This window comes from Micromonospora sp. WMMD736 (assembly GCF_049179015.1).
In the GTDB taxonomy this organism is placed as follows: Bacteria; Actinomycetota; Actinomycetes; order Mycobacteriales; family Micromonosporaceae; genus Micromonospora.
On sequence record NZ_JBMHMI010000001.1, the window covers coordinates 2,267,952 to 2,294,197 of the forward strand.

A 26,246-nucleotide genomic window follows, 5' to 3' on the forward strand; every position below is an offset into this window, starting at 1 on the left:
CAGGGGTTGGCGTGGGTCAGCGCAGTTCGCGTTGTGATCTGATGTGCCAGGTGAGCCAGCCGGCGAACGCCAGCACCGCGGCGGCCAGGGACCACGCCACGGTGGTCCGTACGGTCGGCGGGTGTCCGCTCTGCCAGCGCAGCGCCAGGGTCGTCCCGAACCACGCCACCGACGCCGCGGCCCCGGCCATGGCCAGACCGATCCCGTACCGCCGCCAGCGGGCCGACCGGAGCCCGGCGGCGAGCAGCAGGAGCTGCGCGCCAGCGGCCACCGAGACGATGAACGGCGCCTGCAGCGACGCGTAGATCGGCCAGTCGAACCCGAGCGACTGGGACGCGGCGAGCAGCAGACCGACCGCGGCCAGAACCGAGGTGTGCACGGCGGTCAACAGTTCGTTGCGCTCGCCGAGAGCCCGCAGCCGCTGTTCCAGGTCTGCCGCGCCGATCTGCGCCATCGACTCGGCGTAGGCCACGGTGTTGTGCGCCGTGTCCGTGGCGTCGTCGATCTCGCTGAGCAGCCAGGCCACATAGTCCCGGTCCGCGGCGACCGGACCGACCAGGCCCTCGACCCAGGCGTGGCGGCCCCGGACCGCCAGGATGTCGGCCCAGTCGAGCAGCGTGGCGCGGGCGTCGTGCTCCGCCGCCTGCACCGTCCGGGACATGATGCGCAGGTCGGCCTCCTCGGCGGCGCCCAGCGCCGTCTCGCGCCGGAGCCTGCCGAGCCGCTCTTCCCGAGCCCGGCTCGGTTCCGGATACGTCCGCTCGCTGCGTTCCACGCGTGCGGCGAGTTCGTGCAACCGGCTCTGCCGGTCCTGCGAGCGGCGCTCGGCGAAGCGGCGGGCCTCGTGCCGAATCTTGGCCATCTCCCAGAGGTAGCCGGGCAGCGGCCGGAGCCGGTCGTCGCCGTTCGGCCACACCCAGGAGTCGCTCACCTGTTCCTTGGACGTGGGGGCGAGCAGCACGAGGACGCGTTCGAGCCGGTCCGGGTCGGTGGACCGGACCTCCCAGAGACAGCAACCGGGAACCGGTTCGATCAATTGGTCAGCTGCGACGACCAGGCCGTCCGGCAGGGCCGCGTCCGCGGCGGCGACGAGATCCGCCTCGGCCCCGTCGCCGCCGTAGAGCGCGTAGAACAGCCGCACCTGACCGGTGCAGTCGTCGTCGGTGGCCTCGCCCGCCGCCCGTCGCCAGTCCCGGTCGAGGTCACGCCAGTCCGCGGAGCCGTCCGGTGGCGCCAGGCAGACCAGGAAGGCGTCGAGGCTGGTGGTCGTGTACCGCAGCGCCTGCCAGACCGCCGTGCGGTCCCGGTCGTCCGAATGCGGGGCAGGGTCCGTGAGCGACTGCACGGCGCGCGGTGTGCGGGTCGGCACGCGGGGCAGGTCGGCTGTCTCGGTGAGGCCGAGGGTGCGACAGGCGGTGACGATCCGGTCGGCCGTGGGAGCATCCCAATGCCCGTGGAAGTAGGTGTACACGTGCAGGGCGTACTTGTGCAGCCTCATCGCGGCCGACCGGCGGTCGCCCCGGGATCCTGACCCTTCTTCAATCGTTCGGTCAGCCGGTCGGCCTGCTGCCGCTTCGCGGCCGGCTGCGGCACCTTCGACGGTGGCACCTTCGGCACGCCCCCGAGCTTCGCCTTGGCGTCGTGTAGCGTCTCGAGCGCCTCGATCCGTTGTCGACACCGCTGGATTTCGGCCAGGTCGTGCTGATCCAGCGCCGCGTCCATCCGCGTTACGTAGTCGCCGAACAGCTCCCATTTCTCGGGCGACAGCTGGGACTCGCGGACGTCGTCCAACGCCTCGATGGCGTATTGCAGGATTCGACGTGATTCAACTGCACCATTATCTGTCATCGACAGCAATGATATTCAGACGTGGTTACGGGAGAGTCGCCCGTCAGCGCCGACCCGGCCCCGAAACGGTTGCCCAGCCGTCATCCGATCCGGCCGGAAAAGGCCGTCCGATCAGCGTAGGACGATCATCGAAGTCCCGCGCACGGCATTCGAAAGTGCAGGTCAACAAGGGTCAGCAGCCGGATAGGAGCCGACGGCCGCGGTCGACGCTGCCGCCGGCTGGCCATCATGTCGGCTAACCGACACCGCGTCCGCTCCGAGCATTCAGAAGGAGCAGTTCACCAGATCGCATTCGGGATTGAGGCGGATGCCGAAACGCGCCTCGACCCCGGCCCGGATGTGCGCGGCGAACTTCATGATCTCCGACGTCGTGGCCCCGCCCCGATTGGTCACCGCGAGGGTGTGCCGGCTGGACAGGGCGACGGTGCCGTCGCCCCACTCGGTGCCGTATCCGCGAGGGAAGCCGGCCCGCTCGATCAGCCACGCCGCGGTCAACTTGACGCCCTTGACGTCGGGGTAGCGGGGACAGCCGCGCGCGCTGTCCGGCACCTCGGGAAGCACCGGGTTGATGAAGAAGGAGCCCACGCTCCAGGTGTCGTGATCGTCCGGGTCGAGCACCATGGCGCGACCACGGCGCAGGGCGAGCACCGCCTCGCGTACGTCGGACGGGGCGGCGGTGCCGCCCGGCGCGATGCCCAGCCGGCTGGCCAGTTCCGCGTACTCGATCGGCCCGGACTGCCCACCGCGGCGCAGGCGATACGTCACCTCCAGCACCACCCACCGGTCGCTGTGCTTGAAGACGGACTGCCGGTGGCTGCCGAAACCACAGCGGTCCGGGGTCCACCGCTCGACCTGGCCGGTCTGCCGATCGTAGACGGACAGCGAGTGCAGCACGTCCGAGGTCACCGTGCCGAACGCACCGACGTTCTGCACCGGCGTCCCACCCACCAGGCCGGGAATCCCGGACAGCGCCTCCAGGCCGGCCAGCCCGGCGTCGACGGCGGCCGCGACCACGCGGTCCCACTCGACCCCTGCGGCGGCGGTCAGCAGTTCCCCGTCGATGTCGAACTCCGAGGTGGCCATCTTGATGACCGTTCCGTCCCAGCCGACATCGCCCACCACCAGGTTCGATCCGCCGCCCATCACCAGCAGCGGATCCGCGGTGGCGGCGACCCGCTGGAGGAGGTCCACCGCCTCGGGGATGGTCGTGGGGACGTACAGGCGACCGATCGGACCACCGACCCGCATCGTGGTCAGATCCGCAAACGTGGTAGTCACCGTGCCAGCCTACTGACCCGCTCAACCGAGGCCTGTCACTTGCCTCGGGTCGCCCGGGTAGGTCAGGACCCGAACGCCGCCCGCAGTCGGCGGCCGGCGATCTGCACCGCCCGCTCACCCATCGCATGCCGGTCGGCCACCGGGATCCGTCGCATCATGAGGCCCGCCAGAATGGTGACCGGCCAGGACGTGACATCGCTCGGCTCGGTGCCGTTCACTTCGAGGAACAGCTCCACGTCGTGCTCGTTCGAGGTCCGTTCGAGGTAGTCCTGCACGACAGCGAGAAGGCCCTCCGCGAGCGCCCGCGCCGCAGGACGTCCATCGCTGACGTCGATGCCATTTCCGGCCGCCGTCAAGATCCGGTCCTGCAACGTCTTGGCGTCCATCGCCGCCATCCGGTACAGGTCGTCGGAGGACATCGGACTGCCCGTTTCCTCGATCACAGCTGGCACATCCCGTCGAACCGGCCTGGACCACGATGCCGAGACATTCGCGTGGGCGGCGGATGTCGCGGGGTGATGGTCCCCCACAGGTGAGAACCGCAGTATTGCATCGTCGCCCGCCTTTTCCCGCAATGATGGCGTCGTAAATCCGTCAATACGAATGACGCGAACGGACAGTCCGATCAGGCCGGACGGCGGAGCACGGCGAGCGTGGCGTCATCGTGCTGCTTGACCGGACCGCGTCCCGGGCGCACCAGCAGATCCGGCCTACCGGTCTCGTACGCGCGGACGGCATCGATCACCGCGCGGGGTCCGGACCGCTCGGCGATACCGAACACGTCGGCCCAGCTGAGCTGGAAGAACTCGGTCAGCCGCGAGACCCCGTCAGTGCAGAGCAACAGCCGGCGCAGCCCCGACGACGCCACGCTGCCGGTCACGGCCTCGGCCGCCGCGGCCGGGTCGGTCGACGCCACCCAGAAGCCGCCCTGCCGATTGCGGACGCGGCCCACCGTGTGCCGGTCGTACGCCGGCAGAGTGTCGGTGCGGTCGTCATGGACGACGGTGAGGCCGTCCCTGTTCTCGAACACCACCGACGAGTCGCACAGCACCAGGTAGTCCACCTGCTCACCCTGGGCGCGCACGATGGCGACGGTCGATGACGGACTGTGCGGATTGGACAGGTCACAGCTGTCCGAGTGCTGGTCACACACCTGCTCGATGGCGGTCGCCAAGATCAGGGCCAGCGGCTCCGTCGGACCGGCCGTCAATGCCCGGGACAGGCGATCGCCCAACTGCCGCACGAGCCACACGGGGCCGTGCACGCAGCCGGTGTCGAGACCGGGCAGCTGCGTGACCCCGTCCAGCACGATCGCATGGTCGGCCGCCACGACCACGTGGTCCTCGTTCGGCCGGTCCGACCCGGGGGCGGTGGCGACAGCGAAGTCCAAGACGTCCTCATCCCAGGGCCGCGCGGGGACGGCAGCCCGCTCAAGCTGACGGACGTCGGGAGGATCTCCGTTCAGCCGGCCAGGGTTTCCGCGATGGCCTCGCGGAACACCTCCGAACGGTGCTCGTAGTTGCGGAACTGACCATAGCTGGGCGCGGCCGGCGACAACAGCACGACGCCATCGGCCGGGGTGATCTTCCGCGCCTGCCGGACGGCGGCCGTCAGATCGTCGGCGATCTCGCAGCGCACGCCGGGCAGCCCGTCAAGCGCGTGGACGATCCGGGGGCCGCTGTCGGGAATCCCGATGACGGCGATCTCCCGCTCCGCCAGGTGATCGCGCAGCGGGGTGTAGTCCACCCCCCGGTCGTTGCCCCCGACAATCACCGTCAACGGCCGCCCGTCGTACGCGTCGATCGCGTGCATCGCGGCGTACGGGCTGGTGGCCAGGGTGTCGTCGACGAACGTCAGGCCGGACGGGTCGGGAATCTCGGCGAGCCGGTGCGCCAGGCCCTGGAACTCGGCGATCGCCACGGCCAGCGTGTCCTTACGGGCGACCACGTCGACCCCGAGCGCGTCGAGCGCGGCCAGCGCCACACACAGGTTGCTCTCGTTGTGTCGCCCCACCAGCGGCAGTACGGCGCGCGGGAACAGCGGTTGGCGGCGCAACTGGAACCAGGGCGTACCGTCCGGACCGGTGTCGACGTGGGTGGTGTCGGGCAGACAGGCCCGTACCACCGGCCGGTCACCCAGCTCCGCGCTGAGCCGCGGGTCGGAGCCGTTGACGACCACGGTCTCCGGGCGGTGCGCGATCAGGTTGAGCTTGTCCCGGTAGTACTCCCGTTCGCCGCCGTGCGCGTCCAGGTGTTCGGGGAAGAGCGCGGTGACGACCGCGACGCGCGGCGAGTCGGTGAGGTCACTGCACTGGTAACTGGAGAGTTCCAGCACGTAGAGATCGGCGTCCGGCAGTTCCAGCGTCGGCACACCGATGTTGCCACCGAAGAGGTTCGGCCGCTCGACGGCGTTCAGCAGATGACTGATCAGACTCGAGGTGGTGCTCTTGCCCTTGCTGCCGGTGACCCCGACGGTGCGGGCCGCGTGATCGGCCATCCACAGCGCGGTGCCCTGCGTGATGGGAATGCCACGTCGGCGCAGTTCAGCTATCCAGGGGTGCGTCTGCGGCACCCCGGGAGAGCGGACCACCACGTCCGCCGCGATCAGCCGCGCGAGGCCCTCTTCGCCGGTCACGAGGGGCGCGGCCTGGGCAACCGACCCTTCCCACGGCAGCGACAGGAAGTTCGTCCGGTCGTCCACGGCGACCAGGCTCGCCGGGCCGTGCGCGGCGACGGCGGTGACCGCAGCCACGCCCTCACGGCCTGTACCCCAGACGGCCACCGAGCGTCCGCGCAGGTCAGCCAGGTGCACCTGTGATCTCCTTGCTCGTGTGCGGGCGGGCTCGGACTAGTATGACCTGTGCCTAACGGACAACTGCGGCGGATGGACGCCTTCACCTTCCCGTCCTACTCGATCGACTTCGCCACCGGCGAGGTGTTGTTCGACTACGCGCTGACCGGCCCGGCCGGTGAGCAGCGGTTCACCGAGGTGATCACGCTTCCGCTGCCGGCGGAGCCGCCGTCGGACGAGACGGTGGCGACCCTCAACCGGGTGCTGGAGGTGCTGCACCTCGTCGCCGGGGTCAGCTACTACAAGGCCGCCGCGCCGCCCCGGCTGGTGCTGCCGGCGCCGCTGGGCGCGGCCACCGTCGACTACGTCACGGCCGTCTACACCAAGGGCCTCGCCGAGTACGCGTACCGCAACGAGCTGCCGTACGTGCTGGAACTGCGTCCGGAGGTGCCGGCCGGTGAGGTGACGCCGGCCCGGGTGTACGACAACTCCGACCGTCGCCCGCTCTCGGCGGTCGGCGGTGGCAAGGACTCGATCGTGAGCTTGGAGGCGCTGCGCCGCGCCGAGCTGGACCCGGTGCCGTTCTCGGTGAACCCGAACCACGTGATCGTCTCCGTGAACGAGGCGTCCGGGTTGACCCCGCTCGCCGCCCGCCGGCGGATCGACCCGGTGCTGTTCGACCTCAACGCCGCCGGGGCGCTGAACGGCCACATCCCGGTGACCGCCATCAACTCCCTGATCGCGGTGGCGACCGCCGTGCTGCACGGGCTGGGTCCGGTGGTGATGTCCAACGAGCGCTCCGCGTCCGACCCGAACCTGATCTGGGACGGTCACGAGATCAACCACCAGTGGTCCAAGGGCGTCGAGGCCGAGGGGCTGCTGCGGGGGGCGCTGGCGGAGCACGCCGGGCTCACCGAGCCGTACTTCTCCCTGCTGCGGTCGCTGTCCGAGCTGCACATCGCCCGGCTGTTCGCCGAGTTCACCCGGTACGACGACGTGGTGACCAGCTGCAACCAGGCTTTCAAGCTGCGCGACGCGTCCGAGCGCTGGTGCCGCGACTGCCCGAAGTGCCGGTTCGTCTTCCTGGCCATGGCGCCGTTCATGCCCCGGGAGCGGGTCACCCACATCTTCGGCGGCGACATGCTCGCCGATCCGGAGCAGATCCCCGGCTACCGGGAGCTGCTGGGTGTGGACGGGCACAAGCCGTTCGAGTGCGTGGGCGAGGTCGAGGAGTCGGTGGTGGCCCTCGGCCTGCTCGCCGAGCAGGACCAGTGGCGCGACGCCCCGGTGATCAAGGCCCTGGTGGAGGCCGTCCCGGAAACGGCCTGGTCCGCCGTGGCGACGTCAGACGTCTTCACCCCCGGCGGCCCCAACCACATCCCCCCAACCTACGCAAAAGCCCTAACCTCCCTCACCTAACCCACCCACCCCTCTGCCCCAGCCCCCGCTTGCTCGCGGTGATCAAGAGCTTGGCGTCACGGAAGACGAGTTTCCTGACGCCAACCTCTTGATCGCCGGCTTGGGGCGGTGGCGCGGCGGGGCAGGCCCCGCAGCCGGCAGCCCGCAGCCCGCAGCCGGGTAGGCCACCCCTCACCCACGTCCTTTGCTCTGCTTCAGCGGACGCAACAGTTCCGGAGATTCTTGTTGCCTGGGTTGAAGCAGAGCAAAGGATGCGTGTGTGGGGGTAGTCCCTGTCGCGCCACTACGCGAAGCGACCCTGACCGGGAGGAAGTAGGTCTACGTCCGAGTCACGGGGTGCGGACTGCTTCCAGGGCCAGCAGGGCCACGTGCAGCGAGAGGCTGGTCTCCACCGAGTCCAGGTCCGCGTCGAGGATGCGGGCGATCCGGGCCAGGCGTTCGTAGAAGGCCGGTCGGGACAGGTGCGCGGCGGCAGCGCCGGCTGACTTGTTGCGCCCCTGCTCCAGGTACGCGCGCAGGGTGTCCAGGAGCCGCTCCCGGGGATGCTGGGCGTCGTACTCCAGCAGTGGGCCGAGTTCCCGCTCGACGAAGGTCTGGAGTCGGGGCTCGTCCCGCAGCAGGTGCAGCAGACCGGCCAGACCCACGTGCGGCAGCCGGAAGACGGGCAGGTCACGCCGATCCCGGCGGGCGGCCTCGGCGATTTGCCGCGCCTCCACGAGCGACCGGCGGGCCTCGCGCAGACTGCTCACCCCGGACCCGGCGGCCACGATCACGCCGGCCGACGCGAAGGACGCGGCCCGGCCCGTGGCGGCGTCGAGGCGTACCCGACGAAGGGCCTCGGCGAACGCGGACAGTGCGCGGTCCTCGGCGGCCGGGTCGGTCAGGGCCAGCAGCGCGCCCACCGAGTTGTCGTCGACGGCGCTGGTCAGCGCCGTCAGTTTGGCCTCCCGCAGCGCCTGGCCGACGGCCTCGGACAGGTCGCGGAGCCGGGCCTGGCCGGCTTCGGGGCCACCGTCGGCGACCGGGTCGTCGGCGCGGTGGCGGACCAGCACGCCGACCAGGTGCCGGCGGTCCAGCGTCACCCCGAGCGCCTTGGCCCGCAACGCCACCTCGTCCACCGGCCGGGAGTGGTCGAGCAGGGCGGTGAGCAGGGTGCGGTGCAGCTGCCGCTCCAGCCCCTCGGCGTCGCGGCGGATCAGGCGGCCCAGCGCGAGGGTAGACGCCGCCCGCTCGACGAGGATGCTCAGCCGGTTGGGCGGCGCGGCGTTGGGCGGGTCGCCGCTCGCCGGCCAACGCAGCAGCAGCCGTCCCCAGTCCTGGCCCCGGGCGCCGACGACGGTCACCAGCCAGCCGCTGTCCGGGTCGTACGCGGTGCGACCGACGGGCCGGACGCGCCGCGAGTGCTGCTCCCAGCCGTCCAGCAGCAGTTCCGCGCTCTCCCCCGCCGGGTCGTACCCGAGGACCTGCCGGGACAGGTTCTCCAGCACGACCGGACAGCCGGACAGCTCGGCGGCCTGGCGGATCACCTCGGCCGCGTCGGCGCCCTCGACGGAGAGGTCGGTGAACCGCTGGTGGATCTCCTCGGCGGCCCGTAGCTCGGTGAGCTGCGCGTCGACGATCAGCGCGTGCACCGCCTCGGTGATCCGCACGAACGGGGTGGCCCGGCGCAGCTCGACCAGGGGCAGGCCGCGCCGCTCGGCGGCGGCGATCATCACCCGGGGTACGCCGCTGACGTAGCGGCGGCCCAGTTCAACGACGAGCCCCAAGGCGCCGACGTCGGCGAGGTCGCCGATGAACGCGCGCAGTCCCGCGTCGTCGGCCGGCAGGCCGATGCCGGTGGTGAGTACCAGCTCACCGCCGCCGAGGAGGGTGGCGATGTCGGGGACCTCGGCGACGTGCACCCAGCGGACCGGTCGGTCCAGCCCGGCGTCCCCGGCCACCACGCGCGGAGCGCCGTGGCGGACGGGGTCCAGGGCCAGAACCTCACGGACGGTAGGGAACACGGCCGACACGCTACCGTGCGTGACCTCGGACCCCGACCAGCCGGGTACCGGATCAGTCGACGCCGAACTCCATGGCGGCGCGGTCGAGCGCCTCGTCCTCGGCGGTGGCGACACCCCGGGAGGCGATCGCCTCCGCGCCGCCCTCCGGCATCGCGCCGATCAGTCCGGTGGAGGCCGCCTGCGCGGCCCCGATCATCCGCTCGCTGCCCGCGCCGCCGACCATGCCGAGGGAGGCGTACTGCTCCAGCTTCGCCCGCGAGTCGGCGATGTCGAGGTTGCGCATGGTGAGCTGGCCGATCCGGTCCGACGGGCCGAACGCCGAGTCCTCGGTGCGCTCCATGGACAGCTTGTCCGGGTGGTAGCTGAACGCCGGGCCGGTGGTGTCCAGGATCGAGTAGTCCTCGCCCCGGCGCAGCCGCAGCGTCACCTCACCGGTGACCGCCGTGCCGACCCAGCGCTGCAACGACTCGCGCAGCATCAGCGCCTGCGGGTCCAGCCAGCGGCCCTCGTACATCAGGCGACCGAGGCGCCGGCCCTCGTTGTGGTAGTTGGCCAGGGTGTCCTCGTTGTGGATGGCGTTGACCAGCCGCTCGTAGGCGGCGTGCAGCAGCGCCATGCCGGGGGCCTCGTAGATGCCCCGGCTCTTGGCCTCGATGATCCGGTTCTCGATCTGGTCGGACATGCCCAGGCCGTGCCGGCCGCCGATGGCGTTGGCCTCCAGCACCAGGTCGACGGCGCTGCCGAACTCCTTGCCGTTGATGGTCACCGGGCGACCCTGGTCGAAGCCGATCGTGACGTCCTCGGTGGGGATCTCCACCGACGGGTCCCAGAACCGCACGCCCATGATCGGGCTGACCGTCTCGATGCCGGTGTCGAGGTGCTCCAGGGTCTTCGCCTCGTGCGTGGCGCCCCAGATGTTGGCGTCCGTGGAGTACGCCTTCTCGGTGCTGTCCCGGTAGGGCAGGCCGCGCTCGAGCAGCCACTCGGACATCTCCTTGCGCCCACCCAGCTCGGTGACGAAGTCGGTGTCCAGCCACGGCTTGTAGATCCGCAGCATCGGGTTGGCCAGCAGGCCGTAGCGGTAGAACCGCTCGATGTCGTTGCCCTTGAAGGTCGAGCCGTCGCCCCAGATCTGGACGTCGTCGGCGATCATCGCGCGGACCAGCAGGGTGCCGGTCACCGCCCGACCCAGCGGGGTGGTGTTGAAGTACGCCCGGCCGCCGGAGCGGATGTGGAAGGCGCCGCAGGTCAGCGCGGCGAGGCCCTCCTCGACCAGGGCGGCGCGGCAGTCGACGAGGCGGGCGACCTCGGCGCCGTAGCTGAGCGCACGGCCGGGGACCGAGCCGATGTCGGGCTCGTCGTACTGGCCGATGTCGGCGGTGTAGGCGCAGGGGACGGCGCCCTTGTCGCGCATCCACGCGACCGCGACCGAGGTGTCGAGGCCGCCGGAGAAGGCGATGCCGACACGTTCGCCGATGGGCAGGGAGGTGAGAACCTTGGACACGGGGAAGATTATTCAACAAGACGCATGGTCATGCAAGCGGATCGCCGCGGCCCAGTTCCCAGAACGCCACGGCCGCCGCCGCGGCGACGTTCAACGAGTCCACCCCGCGCCGCATCGGCAGGACCACCCGCACGTCGCTGGCCGCCTGCGCCGCCGCCGTCAGGCCCGGACCCTCGGCGCCCAGCAGCAGCGCGGCCCGCTCGCGCTGCGCCGGGGTCAGCAGCTGCATGGGTACGGCGTCCGGCGCGGGCGTCATGGCCAGCACGCTGAACCCCGCCTGGCGTACCTCATCGAGGCCGGCCGGCCAGCGGTCCAGCTTGGCGTACGGCAGCGCGAACACCTCGCCCATGCTCACCCGCACGCTGCGCCGGTACAGCGGGTCGGCGCAGGACGGTGACAGCAGCACCGCGTCGACGCCCAGCGCGGCGGCCCCTCGGAAGATCGCGCCCAGGTTGGTGTGGTTGTTGACGTCCTCCAGGATCACCACCCGGCGCGCGTCGGCGAGCACCTCGGCCGCCGTCGGCAACGGACGGCGGTGGAAGGACGCCAGCACCCCCCGGTGTACGTGGAAGCCGGTGGCCTTCTCCAGCACGTCCTGGGTGGCGGCGTAGACGGGCGCGTCGCCGGTGTCCAGGTCGGCGAGCTGGTCGACGCGCTTGGCGTCGACGAGGTACGACCGGGCCGGATAGCCGGCACGTAACGCCCGGCGCAGCACCAGCTCGCCTTCGGCGATGAACAGGCCGTGCGGAGGCTCCCAGCGGGTGCGCAGCTCGACGTCGGTGAGCGCGCGGTAGTCGGCGATCCGGTCGTCGTCGGGGTCGGTGATCTGGTGGACGGGCACCCGACGATTCTGCCGGACGGGGCGACAGCCGCCCGGACGTGGTGTTTTGTCCGGTCGAGAAAGGGAACGACCGGTCGGGTAACCGGACTCGACGGGAAGGACCAGCCAGGTGAGCGCAGAGGACACGGCAGCGGCCGAAGGGGGCACCCTGCCCCGCCGTCCGACCGTCGCGGACCACATCGTCTCCCGCCTGTTCAGCTGGGGCGTACGCCGCTACTTCGGCTACCCGGGAGACGGCATCAACGGCATCACCTCCGCCCTGCAACGCACCAACGAACGCGCCCAGTTCGTCCAGGTGCGGCACGAGGAGACCGCCGGGTTCGCCGCGTCCGCGCACGTCAAGTACGGCGGCGGGCCGCTGGGCTGCGCGCTGGTGACCAGCGGCCCCGGGGCCATCCACCTGCTCAACGGCCTGTACGACGCCAAACTCGACCACCAACCCGTGGTCGCCCTGGTCGGGCACACGGCGGTCACCGCCGAGGGCGGTGGCTACTACCAGGAGGTCGACCTGCTGGCCCTCTACAAGGACGTGGCGGCGGCGTTCCTGGCCCAGCTCGACCACCCCGCGCAGGTACGCCACCTGGTCGACCGGGCGTGCCGCACGGCGCTGGCCCGGCGGACCGTCACCGCGCTGGTGCTCCCCTCGGACATCCAGGACGAGCCGGCCATCGTGGATCCCCCGCACGCGCACGGCTACTACCAGACCAGCAACGTGCCGAGCAGCACGCCCACCGTCCCGCCGACGGCCGACCTACGCCGCGCCGCCGAGGTGCTGCGCGGCGGCGAGCGGGTGGCCATGCTGGTCGGGCAGGGCGCGCTCGGAGCCGAGGAGGAGGTCCGTGAGGTCGCCCACCGGCTCGGCGCGGGGGTGGCCACCGCGCTGCTCGGCTTCGCCACCGTCGACCACCGCGAGCCGTGGGTGACCGGCGCGATCGGGCTGCTCGGGACCCGGCCGAGTTGGCAGCTCATGACCGGCTGCGACCGGCTGCTGATCGTGGGCAGCAACATGCCGTACTCGGAGTTCTACCCGCCGCCCGGCCAGGCCCGCGCGGTGCAGATCGACCTGGACGGTACGCAGCTCGGGCTGCGCTACCCGACCGAGGTGAACCTGACCGGCGACGCCCGCCCCACCCTGCGGGCGCTGCTGGACGAGCTGGGCCCCGGTCCGGGCCCGACCGCCTGGCGGGCCGAGATCGCCGAGGCCACCTCGGCCTGGCGACGCGCCCAGCGTGACCTGGCTGAGCAGAGCGCCGACCCGGTCAACCCGCAACTGCTGTTCAGCACCCTCAGCGACCGGCTCCCCGACGACGCGATGCTCGCCGTGGACTGCGGCACGGCGACCGCCTGGTACGCCCGCCACGTGCAGGTCCGGCCCGGGATGCTGGCCAGCCTCTCCGGCACCCTGCTGTCCATGGGCGGCGCGATGCCGTACGCGCTGAGCGCCAAGTTCGCCCACCCGGACCGGCCGCTGATCGCGATGATCGGCGACGGGGCGATGCAGATGAACGGCGTCAACGAGCTGATCACGGTGGCGAAGTACTGGCGCAGCTGGGCCGACCCACGGTTCGTGGTGCTGGTGCTCAACAACCGGGACCTGGCGTTCGTCAGCTGGGAGCAGCGCTCCTCGGAGGGGACGCCGATGTTCCCGGACAGCCAGCAGCTCCCGGACATCGGCTACCACCAGTGGGCCGAGGTGCTCGGGTTGCGCGGTGAGCTGGTCGACTCGCCGGATCAGGTCCCGGGCGTCTGGGAGCGGGCACTCGCCGCCGACCGCCCGGTGGTCATCAACGCGCTGGTCGACCCGGCCGAGCTGATGCTGCCGCCGCACTTCACCGCCGAGCAGGCCCGCAAGACGGCGGCGGCGGTGCTGCGCGGCGACACCGACTGGGCCGGCATCATCCGCCGCGGCCTACCCGCGACCATCGCCAGCTACCGCCCCCGCCGCCGCGAACGCTGACCCCGCCCCCACCCCACTCCCCCGCGATCTTGCACTTTCTGCGGGGACAGAGCGCTACAGAAGCGACGGATCGGCAACCGAAAGTGCAAGATCGCGGGGTGGTGGGGCGTTAGGGGTTGGGCGGGGTGGACAGGGCTTCCTGGGCGGTTTGGAGGATCTCGTCGGACAGGGGTGTGTCGGCCGTCGCGCGCGCCAGCGTGAGCGCACCGACCATCGTCGCGAGATCGACGAGCGCCATCCGGCGGGCCTCGGACGCGTCTTCGCCGGGCGCGTCCTCGATGTCCGCCAATCGCCTGACGGTTTCCTGGACACCCACCGCGTACGACGCGCGGAGCGGACTGTCGGCGGGCGACCGGGCGGCGTCGGCGGCCAGCGCGGTGTTGGCACATCCGGTGCCGGGTGTGTCGCGATGCTCGGGTGACAGGTAGTGCCGCAGCAGCGCGGTCCGCGCCTCCGACCGATCGGGAAGGTCGGCGGAGAGTTGGTCCAGCAGGGCCAGGAGTTCGCCGAAGGCCGTCGTGGCGGCGATGCCCAACAACTCGTCCTTCGAGCTGAAGTGCTTGTAGAACCCCCCGTGGGTCAGCCCGGCGGCACCCATGAGGTCCTGCACGCTCATGCCCGCCGCGCCGCGTTCCCGGAGCAGTCTCGAGGTGGCGGCCACCACTTCCTCGCGGTGCCGCGCCGCTTCGGCACGTGACGTCCTGCCCATCGCGCTTCCCCTCCCACCGGTCGACCCCTGAATTATAGAAGATGAACCTAATCCAAAACTTGTCGCAGCCGCCGACCTCGGTTAGATTATGCGCGTCATCTTAATTTCGAGGGTTGGAGACACCCCGTGAGCACCTACCTGATCAACCACCTGCGCATCCCCGGCGGCATCCCGAACGAGGAGGGGCTGTCGTACCTGGAGCAGGTCGAGGCCACCGTGCACCCGTACGGCGGCAAGTGGCTCGCCCAGGGCGACGTGGACGTGGTCGAGGGGGCCTGGCCCGGCTCCGTCGTCCTGATGGAGTTCCCTACCCGCGCCGACGCCGAGAAGTGGTACAACTCGCCGGAATACCGGGCGATCCTCCCGCTCCGCACGAACAACGCGGTCTCGGACATCATCCTGGTCGACAGCCTGGCTCCGGACTTCACCGTCGCCGGTTTCGCCCAGCAGGTGCGCGCCGCGATCTCGGCGGCCTCCGCCAACATCTGAGGCTGCTCAGACGCCGGTCACTCCGAGGTCACCGCCGAGCCTGGCGGTGACCTCGGAGTGTCGTGACCCCCGGACCGGTGGACGGAGCACGACGGCCCGGCCCGAGGTGGGCCAGGCCGCCGCTGAATCCGGGGGTCAGCCCCGGCGGTTGAGCCAGCGCTCCAGCGGGGACAGGGGGTCCTCGGCCGGGGGTTGCTCACGCTTCGGGACCGCCGGGCGCTCCACCGGGCGGCGGGGCTCGCCGGCCAACTCCTTGCTGGGCGGCGTGAACGCCTTCTCCGGCTGACCCTTGACGGCGGTGGCGATGACCCGGGCGACCGCGTCGATCACCTTGCTCTGCACCGCCGAACCCACCGAGTCGGTCGGGTCGTCGGGGTTGGCGGCGATGCCGGCGACGGCCACCTGCGGGGTGAAGCCGACGAACGTCTCGGTGGCGTTCTCCTCCGAGCTGCCCGTCTTACCGGCCACCGGTCGACCGGCGAGGATGTCGTTCACCCCGGTGGCGGTGCCGCCGTTGCACTGCCCGTACGGCGACTGCTGACCCACCGGGCAGCGGGCCGCGTCGGTCGCGGCGCGCGCCACGTCGGCGTCGAGGACCCGTTTGCAGGACGGCTCACCGACCGGCACCTTCGTGCCCTTCGCGTCGGTCACCGAGACCACCGGCACCGGCGTGCAGTAGGTGCCCTCGGCGGCCACCGTGGCGTACGCGTTGGCCAGGTCCAACGGGGTGGTGGCGGCCACGCCCAGGGTGAACGATCCCCAGTTCGCGGCGTTGTTCTTGGCGAAGGCGGCGTCCGTGTCGGCGCGGAAGGTGATGCCGAGCCGCTGCGCCATCTCGACCACCTTGTCCTGGCCCACCTGCTCGGCCAGCCAGACGAAGTACGTGTTCACCGAACGACCGAAGCCGTCCCACATCATCCGGTAGCCGTCCATCCAGTCCGGGTTGGCGTTGGCCGGGCACCAGTGGCCGTCACAACTGCCCGGCCCCTCGGCCGGGTACCGGGTGGGGAGCTTGGCGGGGGCGTCGAACCCGGTGGAGAGGGTGCGGCCCGACTCCAGCGCCGCGAGCATGGTGAACAGCTTGAACGTCGAGCCCGCCTGGTACCCGTCGACGCTGGCGCCACCGGAGATCAGCGGGTTGACGGTGTTGGGGTAGTTGGCCTGCCCGGCCGGATTGTCGGCGAGGCTGTAGTGCCGGTTGACCGCCATGGCGAGCACCCGCCCGGTGCCCGGCTGGACGGCCGCGATCGGCAGGGCGCGCTTGTTGTCGTACCCGTAGACCTTGGTGGCCTGTTGCTGCGCGGTGGCCTGGATCTTCGGGTCGAGCGACGTGACGACGGTGTAGCCGCCCGAGCGCAGGGCCTGCTCCCGCTCGGCGGGGGTGGCCCCGAAGGCCGGCTGGGTCAGCCACCACCGGCGCAGGTAGTCGCAGAAGTAGCCCCAGTCGTCGTGCCCCTGGGCGACGGCGGTGCAGCCGTTGGGCTGGGCGGTGGGGTGCAGGGCCAGCGGCTCGGCCTTGGCCTGGGCGGCCTGCGCGGCGGTGATCGCCGAGGTGGCGACCATCGAGTCCAGCACGTACGACCGGCGGGCCAGTGCTTGGTCCTTGTCGCCGCCGATCGGGCTGTACGCGTCCGGGGACTGCACCAGGCCGGCGAGCAGGGCCGACTCGGCGAGGGTCAACTGCGCCGGCGCCTTGCCGAAGTAGCGCTGGCTGGCCGCCGCGATCCCGTACGCGCCGGAGCCGAAGTAGGCGATGTTGAGGTACCGGTCGAGGATCTCGTCCTTGCCGAGGCTCTTGTCCAGCGCGCTCGCGTACTTGATCTCCTGGATCTTCCGACCGATGGTGGGGTCGGTCGCCGCGGCACGCTCCTCGGCGGTACGGGTCGGGTCGGTCTTGAGGACGTTCCGGACGTACTGCATGGTCAGCGTCGAGCCGCCCTGCTCGGTGCCGCCGCCCTTGACGTTCGCGACCAGCGCCCGGGCCAGGCCGCGCAGGTCCGCGCCACCGTGGTCGTAGAACCGCCGGTCTTCCGCCGCCACGATCGCCTGCCGCATCACCGGGGCGATGTCCGCCAACGCGACATCCGTCCGGTTCACGTCGTAGAACGTGGTGAGCAGCGTCTTGCCGTCGTTGGCGTACAGGTACGAACGCTGCGGCGTGGCCGGGGTCTTCAGCGAGGCCGGCAGCGCGGCGTACGACCCGAGCGCGGCGCGGGCGGTGAACCCGACCAGCAGGTTGCCCGGCAGCGCGGCGACGGCCAGGACGAGCCCGGCCAACACGCCGGCGAGCAGCACGGTGAACAGCCGCGACAGCGGCGAGCGGGGGGCGGCCATGCAACCCAGGATTGCCACAAATAACGCCAACCGACCACCCCCTGTTACGAACTTCACGGCCCCCCACCACCAGGCGTCCCCCAGCCCTCCACCCCGTTGATCATGAAGTTATTGCCCCGACTCGCCGAGATCGAGGGCAATAACTTCATGATCACCCGGGTGGGTGGGTGGGTGGGTGGGTGGGTGGGTGGGTCAGGGGGTTGGGGTTGTCGTTACGCTTGCTGAGGCGGCGTCTCTCGCGGTTTCGCGGGGCATCAGGCGGCCGGAGCGGTAGCCGATGCCGATGCCGGCGATCAGCACGAAGATCGCGCCGAAGGTCTGGAGCGACCCGATCAGGGCGCCGCCGAGGCCGAGCAGCGGCGCGGCGATGATCAGCATGACCCCGTCACCGAGGCTGAAGGTGCCCGAGCGGGCCACCGCCCACCCGGTGAGGAACCACCCCACGCTGTAGAACGTCGCGCCGAGCAGGACCAGCGACCGCGCGGTGGTGCCGAAGACCGGCGTCTGCTCCTCGAAGCCGGCGAACGGCAGCATCAGCACCGTGCCGGCGATGCTGACCAGCAGCCCGGCGGCGGCCACCCGGCGGCTGCGGGTCGCGGCCAGCAGGCCGGTGAGGGCCAGCAGCGCGAGCAGGCCGAGCCAGACCGCCGCCACCCAGCCGATCAGGTACACCGCCTGGCCGTCCGCCGGATAGGGGTCGTTGCCCACCCCACCGTCGCTGGCCATCGCCACCACGCCGTAGAGGATGGCGTACGCGGGCAGCAGCCACACCGCGGCCCGGGCGAACCGACGTACCGACCAGGCCCAACTGGCGTTCGTGGCGGGCGCGAGCGGAGTGGGCTCGCCGACGAAGGGCAGTACGCCGAAGCCGCCGCCGCTGCGCCGGGAGCCCAGCGGCGCGACCGGATCGTGCGCGCCGGGCACCGGTGCCGAGGACCACATCCGATTCGCCGGATCCTTCATGCGTTCACCTCGCTCGTCCACGAGCGGTGCGAGACGCGCCGGGGCGCCCCGATTGCCTGGTCACCACCCGTCCTAGGACCGATCGTGGCAGGCGTCGGAGCGCCCCATGAGCCTTTCTCGCATTTACCTCGGCAGCCGGCCGGCGTCCGGAACCCGGCCCTGCCCGCGCCGGCCCAGCCGCGCTTCCCCGACGCCGCCAGCCGCGCTTCCCCGACGCCGCCAGCCGCGCTCACTCGACGGCGCCGCCCGCGCTGACCCGGCACTCGGCTCCGCGCGGCGGCCCACGCCACGCGGACCGTGCGACGGATCAGCCGCGCTCGCGCTGGTCGGTCGGGTCGTTGACCAGGCTCTCCGGGGCGACCGGCTCCGGCGCGGGCAACCCCTGCGGCTTGTTGCCGCCGGTGGCCTGCGCCTCGGCGACGCGTACCTCGTCGTGGATCTGTTGTGCGGCGGCCGCCGCGGCCTGCGCCGCCTCCGCGGCCTCGCGCTCGACCTGGCTCGCGTGGTCGGCCGCCTCCGGCGCGGGCAGATCCCCCACCATCTGGCTCAGCCCACCGAGCGCGCCACCCATGCCCTCCAGGGCCTTGGTCAGCTCGGCCGGAACGATCCAGACCTTGTTGGCGCTGCCCTGCGCGATCTGCGGCAGGGCTTGCAGGTACTGGTACGCCAGGACCTTCTGACTCGGGTTCGCCTGGTGGATCGCGTCGAACACCGTCCGGATCGCCTTCGCCTGACCCTCGGCCTGGAGGATGCGGGCCTGCCGGTCACCGTCGGCCCGCAGCACCGCGGACTGCTTCTCACCCTCGGCGGTGAGGATCTGCGACTGCTTGTGTCCCTCGGCCGTGAGGATCGCGGCGCGGCGGTCCCGCTCGGCGCGCATCTGCTTCTCCATCGAGTCGCGGATGCTGGCCGGTGGCTCGATCGCCTTGATCTCGACCCGGGTCACCTTGATGCCCCAGCGGCCGGTCGTCTCGTCCAACACCCCGGAGAGGTGGCGGTTGATCTCGTCGCGGCTGGTCAGCGCCCGCTCCAGGTCGAGCGAGCCGATCACGTTGCGCAGCGTGGTCACCGTCAACTGCTCGATGGCCTGCAGGAAGCTGGAGATCTCGTACGTCGCCCGGACCGGGTCGACCACCTTGAAGTAGAGGACCGTGTCGATCGAGACCACCAGGTTGTCCGAGGTGATCACCGGCTGCGGCGGGAAGCTGACCACCTGCTCGCGCATGTCGACCTTGGTACGGACCGCGTCGATGAACGGCACCAACAGGTTGAGACCGGGGCTGAGGGTGCGCTTGTACTTGCCGAGCCGTTCCACCACGTCATGCCGCTGCTGCGGCACGATCCGCACCGCCTTGGCCAGCGTTATCACGGCGATCAGCGCCACCGCGATCACCAGCACCCCGAGTATCGTCATCCCGTTCACCCTCTCGCTTCCGGCAGCTCGCCGGCGGAAGAAACGTCGTCCTGCCACACCAGGGCGGTCGCGCCCCGGACCTTTATCACCCGCACCCGCTGACCGGGCTCGAAAGTCTGCGTCGTGTCGTACGACCGGGCGCTCCACAACTCACCGTCGATCTTGACGAGCCCGTGCTCGGCGTCCACCCGCTCCAGCACCAGCGCCGCGGAGCCCTCGATCGCCTCCACGCCGAACGGCTGTTCACCGCTCTCCAGCGCGGACCGACCGTGCCGCTTGATCACCGGCCGGACCACCACCAGGCTCAGCGCGGACACCACCGCGAAGACCAGCGCCTGCACGGCGACCGGCGCGCCCAGGGCCGCAGCGCCCGCAGCGGCGAACGCGCCGACCCCGAACATGATCAGAAAGAGGGTCGTCGTGAAGATCTCGGCGACCGCCAGCACCACACCCAGCACGATCCACACCACGGCGTCCACCCCACGATCGTGACACGCAAATGCACGCGCGGCCTCCCCAGGAAGATCAGTAGGCTCGGCGAGGCCCATCCGGCGGCGGTCCGACCCGAGGAGACCCGTTGACCCTGCTACCCGAGACCGCCCGACAGATCGACGCGCGGGTCGCCCAGGCTCAGGCCGACGGCCACGTCCCGTCGCTGGTGGTGGGCGTGGTCCGCGACGGCGCACTGGCGCACCTGGCCGTCGCCGGCGAGCACCCGCGGCCGGACGTGGACCTGCAGTACCGGGTGGGCTCCATCAGCAAGACGATGACCGCCACCCTGATCATGCAGTTGCGCGACGCCGGCCGGCTGGCTCTCGACGACCGGCTGGAGCAGCACCTGCCGGGCACCGGCCTCGGCGCGCTCACCCTGCGCCAACTCCTCGGGCACGCCAGCGGGATCCAACGCGAACCCGAGGGCGACTGGTGGGAGCGGGCCGAAGGCGTCGACCTGCCGACCCTGCTCGCCGGGGTCACCGCCGACAAGATCGCTTACCCGCCGCACACCACGTACCACTACTCCAATCTGGCGTACGGGCTGCTCGGCGGGCTGCTCGAACGGCACACCGGAACGCCCTGGGCAGACCTGCTCGACCAGCGGATCCTCACCCCACTGTCTCTGCGCCGCACCACCTACGCGGCCACCGAGCCGTACGCCCGCGGCTACGTCGTCCACCCGTGGCACCACACGTTGCGCGAGGAACCCCGTACCGACACCGGCGCGATGGCCCCCGCCGGGCAACTCTGGTCGACGATCGAGGATCTGGGCCGCTGGGCCGCGTTCCTGGCCGACCCCGACCCGTCGGTACTGGCCGCCGAGACGCTGACCGAGATGTGCGCCCCCGTGGTGATCAGCGACCTCGACTCCTGGACCGGCGGGCACGGCCTGGGCCTGGAGCTCTACCGCGACGGCGAACGCGTGTACGTCGGGCACGGCGGCTCGATGCCCGGATACGTGGCCGCCCTCGTGGTCCACCGGTCCACCCGGACCGCCGTGGTCGGCTTCGCCAACTCGTACGGCTTCCCGATCACCACACTCGGCCGTCGGCTGCTGACCACCGTGCTGGACGCCGAGCCGACCGTCGGCCAGCCATGGCGGCCGCCCACCACGGCGCCCGCTGCCGACGTGGCCGAACTGACCGGTCGCTGGTGGTGGATGGGCACCTCGCTGGACCTGAGCTGGGACGCGGGTGACCTGGTCGCCCACGTACGCGGTGAGCGGGTGAGCCGGTTCACCGCCGAGGGAACGGACCGCTGGCGGGGACGCTCCGGCCCCGAGGACGGCGAGATCCTGTCGGTGCTGCGCGACGACGCCGGACGGGCGACGGCCATCGACATCGCCACATTCGTCTTCACGCGCAGCCCGGACCAGGCCCCCTGACCCGTCGCCCGGCCCTGGGCGCCGATGGGCGGTCACGGCGGACCAAGCGGTCAGGCCGGCTCGGTGACGAAGTCGATCAGACGCTCCATGGCGTTGATCAGCGGAGTCTCGACGTCGGCGAAGCTGTTCACCCGGGACAGGATGTGCCGCCACATGTCGGCCGGCTCCGCCACCCCGAGGGCCGCGCAGACCCCCTCCTTCCAGGGCCGCCCCGGTGGCACCACCGGCCAGGCCGCGATGCCCAGCGCCGCCGGCTTCACCGCCTGCCACACGTCGACGTACGGATGCCCGGTCACCAGCACGTACGGCGAGGTCACCCGGGCCACGATGCGGCTCTCCTTGCTGCCCGGCACCAGGTGGTCGACGAGCACGCCAAGTCGTCGCGTCGAACCGGGGGCGAAGTCCCGCACCGCCGCGTCCAGGTCGTCGATGCCGTCCAGCGGCTCCACGACCACGCCCTCGATCCGCAGGTCGTCGCCCCAGATGCGCTCGACGAGCGCGGCGTCGTGGATGCCCTCGACCCAGATCCGGCTGGCCTTGGCGACCTGGGCACGAACGTTCTCCACCGCCACGGACCCGGAGGCGGTCCGCCGACGGGCCGCCGGCACCGGTGCGCGGGCCGGGCGGCGCAACGTCACCGGCCGGCCGTCGAGCAGGAACGCCGCCGGTAGCAGCGGGAAGTTGCGCCGCTTGCCGTGCCGGTCCTCCAACACCACCGCGCCGGCCTCGAAACCCACCACCGCGCCGCAGAAGCCGGAGTCGGCGTCCTCCACCACGAGATCCGGTTCGGCGTCCACCTCGGGAGTGACCTTCCGTCGCCGCCAGTCCCCCGCCAGCACGTCCTCGCCATATCGCCCCGCCATGTCGATCACGCTAACCCGCACCCCCGACCCACCCACCCCGACACACCGCCACCACCCCGCCCGACCCACCGCCACCCCGCCCCACCGTGTCGATCATGGAGTTGTGGTGGTGCACGTAGCGCCACCAATCGCGGGCAATCGGGCACCAGAACTCCTTGATCGACTTACTTGGGGGTGGGGGGTCAGGGGTGGAGGCGGGTGGGGCAGGGAGGCATGGGACGGGGCGAAGGGGGCAGTTCGGGGCAGGCAGGGCGGCCGGAGCGGCAGCCGAGACAGGGCCACCGATCACCACGTACCCTTTCGGCATGTCCACCCCCGCAACGGGCGCGGCCACCCTTGCGCCGCGCCGGTCGAGCCGGTTCGTTGCCTGGGTGCGCGCGTGGCGCGCCGGGTTGGTGCCGTACGACGAGGTCGCCGACGCCATCGCCGGTGACGAGGAGCACCTCGTCGCGGACGCCCCCGGCACCTGGACCGACGTCCCGCTAGGTGCCGCGCTGCCCACCCTGGCCAAGCTGTCACCCGACGAGATCCGGCTGGTGCTGCCCGCGCCGGGTGACCCACGGGGCCTGCCCGGTCCCGGGGACTTCGCCGGAGCGGCGCTGCTGGCGGGCGAGGCGGTGGTGGCCGGCGGGCTGGGCCTGATTCCGCAGGTACGCAGTCACACCTCCGGCTCCGGCGACTGTTTCGAGACGGTGCTGTGGCGGGTCTACCCGCTGCCGGCCGACGCGCCGGCCGCCTCGCTGTCGCTGCCCGGGGCCGCCGAGGCGGAGGCCGAGTTGGCCGCCGCGCTAGCCGAGACGACCGCCGTGCTGACCCGGCTCGACGTGGCCCAGTGGCGGCCCGAGCTGGCCGGTGCGCTGGCCGCGCTGCGCCGCCCCGACGGCACCACAGACCTGCCACCGGGCTTCGATCCGCGGGCCCGCCGGCTGTTTGCCCGAGCGGCCGTGCTGGACCGTGTACTGGCGCTGGCCGGGCACGCCGCCCCGGGCGGCGCGATCAACAACTACGAGGCCCAGCAGCGCGACGCGGCACTCCGCCCGCTCACCGCAGCCTGCCGCCAGGCCCTGGTAGCCGCCTGCAACGCCCCCCTACGCCCCTAACAGCCCCGCCGCGCGCCGTCCCGTCCGCCCCGCCCCGCCCCGCACCGCGTCGATCTTGCACTTTCTGCTGCGACCTAAAGGACGTAACGCCCCATACCGACGACAGCAAGTGCAAGATCGGCGGGAACAGGCACAGCGGGAGCGCGGGGCGAGGGCGGGGGTTAGATTTCGTCGAGTAGGTCGGCGACCGAGTTGACGATGCGGGACGGGCGGTACGGGTAGCGCTCGGCCTCGGTACGGCTGCTGATGCCGGTGAGCACCAGGATGGTCTCCAGCCCGGCCTCCAGGCCGCAGAGGACGTCGGTGTCCATCCGGTCACCGATCATCGCGGTGGTCTCCGAGTGCGCGTTGATCGTGTTCAGCGCCGATCGCATCATCATCGGGTTGGGCTTGCCGACGAAGTACGGCTCCACCCCCGTCGCCTTGGAGATCATGGCGGCGACCGAGCCGGCGGCCGGCAACGCGCCCTCGACGGACGGGCCGGTCACGTCGGGGTTGGTGCAGATGAACCGGGCCCCGTCGTTGATCAGCCGGATCGCCTTGGTGATCGCCTCGAAGCTGTAGGTGCGGGTCTCGCCGAGCACCACGTAGTCCGGGGCGAAGTCGGTGAGCACGTACCCGACGGCGTGCAGCGCGGTGGTCAACCCGGCCTCGCCGATGACGTACGCGGTGCCACCCGGCCGCTGGTCGGCGAGGAACTGGCCAGTGGCCAGCGCCGAGGACCAGATCGACTCCTCCGGCACGTCCAGCCCCATCCGGCTCAACCGGGCCGTCAGGTCACGCGGCGTGTAGATCGAGTTGTTGGTCAGCACCAGGAACGGCTTGCCGGAGGCGCGCAGCCGGTTGACGAACTCCGGCGCCCCGGGCACCGGCTGGCCCTCGTGCACCAGCACGCCGTCCATGTCGGTGAGCCAGCTCTGCACGGGCTTGCGGTCATGCATCGGTGCCCCCAGCAGGCGTCGGTCGGCGGGTCGGTACACAGCAGACGGTGGGACAGGTGTCCCACCTGGGCAGGTCGCCGAGGTGGCGGCGCAGCTGCGCGCCGTCCGGGTCGGTCCGTTCGGTGACCAACTCCCGGACCATGGTCACGAAGCGCGGGTCGGTGCCCGGGGTGCCGGCCCGGACGAAGTCCAGGCCGAGCTGCTTGGCGGTCTCCAGGGCCTCGGTGTCCAGGTCCCACACCACCTCCAGGTGGTCCGAGACGAACCCGATCGGGCTGACCACCACGGCGGTGACGCCGCTCTCGGCGAGCGCGTCGAGGTGGTCGTTGATGTCGGGTTCCAGCCACGGCACGTGCGGCGGGCCGGACCGGCTCTGCCACACCAGGTCGTACGCCAGGTCGGGGGCGGCGGCCGCGGCCACCAGCCGGGCGGTCTCGCGCAGCTGTGCCTCGTAGCGGCCGCCGTGCGGGCCGGCGTTGGCCGCCATCGAGGTGGGGATGGAGTGGGCGGTGAACACCAGTCGGGTGGTGTCCCGCTTCGCGGGGTCGAGCTGGGCGAGGGCGGCCCGGACCGCGTCGACGTGGGGCTCGACGAACCCGGGGTGGTCCCAGAACTGCCGCAGCTTCTCGATCACCGGCGCGTCCGGTCCGACGGCGGCGCGGGCGGCGGCGATGTCCTCCTGGTACTGGCGGCAGGACGAGTAGCCGCCGTACGCGCTGGTGACGAAGGCCAGCGCGCGGGTCACGCCGTCGTCGCGCATCTGGGTGACGGTGTCGGCGAGCATCGGGTCCCAGTTGCGGTTGCCCCAGTAGACGGGCAGGTCCACACCGTGCGCCGCGAAGTCGGCGCGGACGGCGGCCAGCAGGTCACGGCACTGCTGGTTGATCGGGGACACCCCGCCGAAGTGCTGGTAGTGCTCGGCGACCTCGGCGAGCCGCTCGGGCGGCACCCCCCGGCCGCGGGTCACGTTCTGCAGGAACGGCATCACGTCCTCGGGCCGTTCGGGCCCGCCGAAGGACACCAAGACCACCGCGTCGTACGCCATGGGGTCATTCTGGTACCTCGCCCACGACGACCCGGCGACGCCCCCTGGTCCGGACGCGCAGATCACGCGCGCGGCCTCCGGGGGCGTCGCCGAAGGAGCGTCAGGCGCCGATGGCGTGGTAGCCGCCGTCGACGTGCACGATCTCGCCGGTGGTGGCCGGGAACCAGTCGGAGAGCAGCGCCAGGCAGGCCCGCGCGGCCGGCTCCTGGTCGGTGAGGTTCCAGCCGAGCGGGGCGCGCTCGCTCCAGGCGGTCTCGAACTGGTCGAAGCCGGGAATCGACTTGGCGGCGATGGTGCGCAGCGGCCCGGCGGCGACCAGGTTGCTGCGGATGCCCTGCTTGCCCAGGTGCAGGGCCAGGTAGCGGGACGCGGACTCCAGGCCGGCCTTGGCCACGCCCATCCAGTCGTAGACCGGCCACGCCTTGGTGGCGTCGAAGGTCAGGCCGACCACCGCGCCGCCGGCCGACATCAGCGGCAGCGCCGCCATCGCGAGCGACTTGTACGAGTAGGTCGACACGTGCAGGGCGGTCGCCACGTCCTCCCACGGAGCGTCGAGGAAGCCACCGCCGAGGCAGCTCTGCGGGGCGAAGCCGATCGAGTGCACGACGCCGTCGAGCCCGTCGACGTGCTCGCGGACCCGGTCGGCGAGGCTGGCCAGGTGCTCGGCGTTGGTCACGTCGACCTCGATCACCGGCGCGGGCTCGGGCAGCCGCTTGGCGATCCGCTCGACCAGGGAGAGCCGGCCGAAGCCGGTGAGCACGACCTGAGCGCCGTTCTCCTGGGCGAGCTTCGCCACCGAGAAGGCGATCGAGGCGTCGGTGATGACACCGGTGACGAGCAGCCGCTTACCGGCGAGCAGTCCGGACATG

At 71.6% G+C, this 26,246-nt stretch carries 23 protein-coding genes; 5 read left to right on the forward strand and 18 right to left on the reverse strand.

All coding sequences use genetic code 11. The annotated features are described in order from the left end of the window. Nucleotides 1–16: 16 nt before the first annotated feature. The 6 genes from ACN269_RS09510 to murD form a co-directional block, all read right to left on the reverse strand. Entirely contained in the window at nucleotides 17–1,498 is a 1,482-nt protein-coding gene (locus tag ACN269_RS09510; RefSeq protein WP_421472099.1) for a CATRA conflict system CASPASE/TPR repeat-associated protein, read from the reverse strand. After that, nucleotides 1,495–1,791, reverse strand: a complete 297-nt coding sequence (locus ACN269_RS09515; RefSeq protein ID WP_421472100.1) for a CATRA system-associated protein — start codon at nucleotides 1,789–1,791, stop codon at nucleotides 1,495–1,497. Before ACN269_RS09515 ends, ACN269_RS09510 begins: the two co-directional genes overlap by 4 nt. Nucleotides 1,792–2,112: 321 nt before the next feature. After that, nucleotides 2,113–3,126: a UDP-N-acetylmuramate dehydrogenase gene (locus ACN269_RS09520; RefSeq protein WP_421472101.1), complete on the reverse strand. Its 1,014-nt coding sequence runs from the start codon at nucleotides 3,124–3,126 to the stop codon at nucleotides 2,113–2,115. A 62-nt stretch (nucleotides 3,127–3,188) separates the two neighbouring features. Continuing rightward, nucleotides 3,189–3,545, reverse strand: coding sequence for a hypothetical protein (locus tag ACN269_RS09525; protein ID WP_421472102.1), 357 nt, complete (start codon nucleotides 3,543–3,545; stop codon nucleotides 3,189–3,191). 206 nt (nucleotides 3,546–3,751) lie between these two features. Further along, entirely contained in the window at nucleotides 3,752–4,516 is a 765-nt protein-coding gene (locus tag ACN269_RS09530) for a protein phosphatase 2C domain-containing protein (protein ID WP_421472103.1), read from the reverse strand. 71 nt (nucleotides 4,517–4,587) lie between these two features. Continuing rightward, nucleotides 4,588–5,937, reverse strand: coding sequence for a UDP-N-acetylmuramoyl-L-alanine--D-glutamate ligase (murD, locus tag ACN269_RS09535; RefSeq protein ID WP_421472104.1), 1,350 nt, complete (start codon nucleotides 5,935–5,937; stop codon nucleotides 4,588–4,590). 48 nt (nucleotides 5,938–5,985) lie between these two features. On the opposite strand from murD, the gene ACN269_RS09540 reads away from it, so the two are divergent. Continuing rightward, entirely contained in the window at nucleotides 5,986–7,335 is a 1,350-nt protein-coding gene (locus ACN269_RS09540) for a hypothetical protein (protein WP_421472105.1), read from the forward strand. 329 nt (nucleotides 7,336–7,664) lie between these two features. Here ACN269_RS09540 and ACN269_RS09545 read toward each other — a convergent pair whose 3' ends face one another. Genes ACN269_RS09545 through ACN269_RS09555 form a run of 3 tightly spaced genes read right to left on the reverse strand, consistent with a single transcriptional unit; the run spans nucleotide 7,665 to nucleotide 11,683 of the window. After that, nucleotides 7,665–9,347, reverse strand: coding sequence for a PucR family transcriptional regulator (locus ACN269_RS09545; protein WP_421472106.1), 1,683 nt, complete (start codon nucleotides 9,345–9,347; stop codon nucleotides 7,665–7,667). A gap of 43 nt (nucleotides 9,348–9,390) precedes the next feature. Beyond that, the gene (gene argG / locus ACN269_RS09550) at nucleotides 9,391–10,842 is read right to left on the reverse strand and encodes an argininosuccinate synthase (RefSeq protein WP_421472107.1); all 1,452 of its coding nucleotides are present in this window, start codon (nucleotides 10,840–10,842) and stop codon (nucleotides 9,391–9,393) included. 28 nt (nucleotides 10,843–10,870) lie between these two features. After that, nucleotides 10,871–11,683 (reverse strand): TrmH family RNA methyltransferase, encoded by an 813-nt coding sequence (locus ACN269_RS09555; protein ID WP_421472108.1) that lies wholly within the window; start codon nucleotides 11,681–11,683, stop codon nucleotides 10,871–10,873. 109 nt (nucleotides 11,684–11,792) lie between these two features. Between ACN269_RS09555 and ACN269_RS09560 the strand changes: the two genes are divergently transcribed. Then, nucleotides 11,793–13,640: a thiamine pyrophosphate-requiring protein gene (locus ACN269_RS09560; RefSeq protein ID WP_421472109.1), complete on the forward strand. Its 1,848-nt coding sequence runs from the start codon at nucleotides 11,793–11,795 to the stop codon at nucleotides 13,638–13,640. A 109-nt stretch (nucleotides 13,641–13,749) separates the two neighbouring features. Here the strand turns inward: ACN269_RS09560 and ACN269_RS09565 are convergent, their stop codons facing one another. Then, nucleotides 13,750–14,349: a TetR/AcrR family transcriptional regulator gene (locus tag ACN269_RS09565; protein ID WP_421472111.1), complete on the reverse strand. Its 600-nt coding sequence runs from the start codon at nucleotides 14,347–14,349 to the stop codon at nucleotides 13,750–13,752. 126 nt (nucleotides 14,350–14,475) lie between these two features. On the opposite strand from ACN269_RS09565, the gene ACN269_RS09570 reads away from it, so the two are divergent. Then, nucleotides 14,476–14,838, forward strand: a complete 363-nt coding sequence (locus ACN269_RS09570) for a DUF1330 domain-containing protein (RefSeq protein ID WP_421472112.1) — start codon at nucleotides 14,476–14,478, stop codon at nucleotides 14,836–14,838. Between the two features lie 135 nt (nucleotides 14,839–14,973). On the opposite strand, the gene ACN269_RS09575 is transcribed toward ACN269_RS09570, so the two are convergent. The 4 genes from ACN269_RS09575 to ACN269_RS09590 all read right to left on the reverse strand — a co-directional run bounded on the left by ACN269_RS09575 (nucleotide 14,974) and on the right by ACN269_RS09590 (nucleotide 20,028). Next, nucleotides 14,974–17,172: a transglycosylase domain-containing protein gene (locus tag ACN269_RS09575; RefSeq protein ID WP_421472113.1), complete on the reverse strand. Its 2,199-nt coding sequence runs from the start codon at nucleotides 17,170–17,172 to the stop codon at nucleotides 14,974–14,976. A gap of 192 nt (nucleotides 17,173–17,364) precedes the next feature. Continuing rightward, on the reverse strand, nucleotides 17,365–18,135 hold the full coding sequence (locus ACN269_RS09580; protein ID WP_421472114.1) for a hypothetical protein: 771 nt from the start codon (nucleotides 18,133–18,135) through the stop codon (nucleotides 17,365–17,367). Between the two features lie 307 nt (nucleotides 18,136–18,442). Then, on the reverse strand, nucleotides 18,443–19,549 hold the full coding sequence (locus ACN269_RS09585) for an SPFH domain-containing protein (RefSeq protein WP_421472115.1): 1,107 nt from the start codon (nucleotides 19,547–19,549) through the stop codon (nucleotides 18,443–18,445). Between the two features lie 5 nt (nucleotides 19,550–19,554). Further along, nucleotides 19,555–20,028 (reverse strand): NfeD family protein, encoded by a 474-nt coding sequence (locus ACN269_RS09590; RefSeq protein ID WP_421472116.1) that lies wholly within the window; start codon nucleotides 20,026–20,028, stop codon nucleotides 19,555–19,557. A gap of 98 nt (nucleotides 20,029–20,126) precedes the next feature. Here ACN269_RS09590 and ACN269_RS09595 point away from each other — a divergent pair, with 98 nt between their 5' ends. Then, nucleotides 20,127–21,428 carry a serine hydrolase domain-containing protein gene (locus ACN269_RS09595; protein ID WP_421472117.1) on the forward strand — a complete coding sequence of 434 codons (1,302 nt, stop codon included), beginning with the start codon at nucleotides 20,127–20,129 and terminating at the stop codon, nucleotides 21,426–21,428. 50 nt (nucleotides 21,429–21,478) lie between these two features. On the opposite strand, the gene ACN269_RS09600 is transcribed toward ACN269_RS09595, so the two are convergent. Continuing rightward, entirely contained in the window at nucleotides 21,479–22,291 is an 813-nt protein-coding gene (locus ACN269_RS09600; protein WP_421472118.1) for a DUF3097 domain-containing protein, read from the reverse strand. Nucleotides 22,292–22,596: 305 nt separating this feature from the next. Between ACN269_RS09600 and ACN269_RS09605 the strand changes: the two genes are divergently transcribed. After that, nucleotides 22,597–23,391 (forward strand): hypothetical protein, encoded by a 795-nt coding sequence (locus ACN269_RS09605; RefSeq protein ID WP_421472119.1) that lies wholly within the window; start codon nucleotides 22,597–22,599, stop codon nucleotides 23,389–23,391. A gap of 161 nt (nucleotides 23,392–23,552) precedes the next feature. Here ACN269_RS09605 and ACN269_RS09610 read toward each other — a convergent pair whose 3' ends face one another. From ACN269_RS09610 to fabI, 3 genes are all read right to left on the reverse strand, one after another. After that, nucleotides 23,553–24,332, reverse strand: coding sequence for an HAD-IIA family hydrolase (locus ACN269_RS09610; RefSeq protein WP_421472120.1), 780 nt, complete (start codon nucleotides 24,330–24,332; stop codon nucleotides 23,553–23,555). Then, nucleotides 24,325–25,377 (reverse strand): ferrochelatase, encoded by a 1,053-nt coding sequence (locus ACN269_RS09615; RefSeq protein WP_421472121.1) that lies wholly within the window; start codon nucleotides 25,375–25,377, stop codon nucleotides 24,325–24,327. The genes ACN269_RS09610 and ACN269_RS09615 overlap by 8 nt, the downstream gene beginning before the upstream one ends. A 100-nt stretch (nucleotides 25,378–25,477) precedes the next feature. Continuing rightward, nucleotides 25,478–26,245, reverse strand: a complete 768-nt coding sequence (gene fabI / locus ACN269_RS09620) for an enoyl-ACP reductase FabI (RefSeq protein WP_421472122.1) — start codon at nucleotides 26,243–26,245, stop codon at nucleotides 25,478–25,480. Between the last annotated feature and the right edge of the window lies 1 nt (nucleotide 26,246).

Bases quoted from the DNA above. Each gene is read 5' to 3' on its own strand.
- ACN269_RS09585 (WP_421472115.1), bottom strand. From the start codon at position 19,549: ATGACGATACTCGGGGTGCTGGTGATCGCGGTGGCGCTGATCGCCGTG.
- ACN269_RS09615 (WP_421472121.1), bottom strand. From the start codon at position 25,377: ATGGCGTACGACGCGGTGGTCTTGGTGTCCTTCGGCGGGCCCGAACGG.
- ACN269_RS09610 (WP_421472120.1), bottom strand. From the start codon at position 24,332: ATGCATGACCGCAAGCCCGTGCAGAGCTGGCTCACCGACATGGACGGC.
- ACN269_RS09605 (WP_421472119.1), top strand. From the start codon at position 22,597: ATGTCCACCCCCGCAACGGGCGCGGCCACCCTTGCGCCGCGCCGGTCG.
- ACN269_RS09525 (WP_421472102.1), bottom strand. From the start codon at position 3,545: ATGTCCTCCGACGACCTGTACCGGATGGCGGCGATGGACGCCAAGACG.
- ACN269_RS09510 (WP_421472099.1), bottom strand. From the start codon at position 1,498: ATGAGGCTGCACAAGTACGCCCTGCACGTGTACACCTACTTCCACGGG.
- ACN269_RS09580 (WP_421472114.1), bottom strand. From the start codon at position 18,135: ATGAAGGATCCGGCGAATCGGATGTGGTCCTCGGCACCGGTGCCCGGC.
- ACN269_RS09575 (WP_421472113.1), bottom strand. From the start codon at position 17,172: ATGGCCGCCCCCCGCTCGCCGCTGTCGCGGCTGTTCACCGTGCTGCTC.
- fabI (WP_421472122.1), bottom strand. From the start codon at position 26,245: ATGTCCGGACTGCTCGCCGGTAAGCGGCTGCTCGTCACCGGTGTCATC.
- ACN269_RS09565 (WP_421472111.1), bottom strand. From the start codon at position 14,349: ATGGGCAGGACGTCACGTGCCGAAGCGGCGCGGCACCGCGAGGAAGTG.
- ACN269_RS09600 (WP_421472118.1), bottom strand. From the start codon at position 22,291: ATGGCGGGGCGATATGGCGAGGACGTGCTGGCGGGGGACTGGCGGCGA.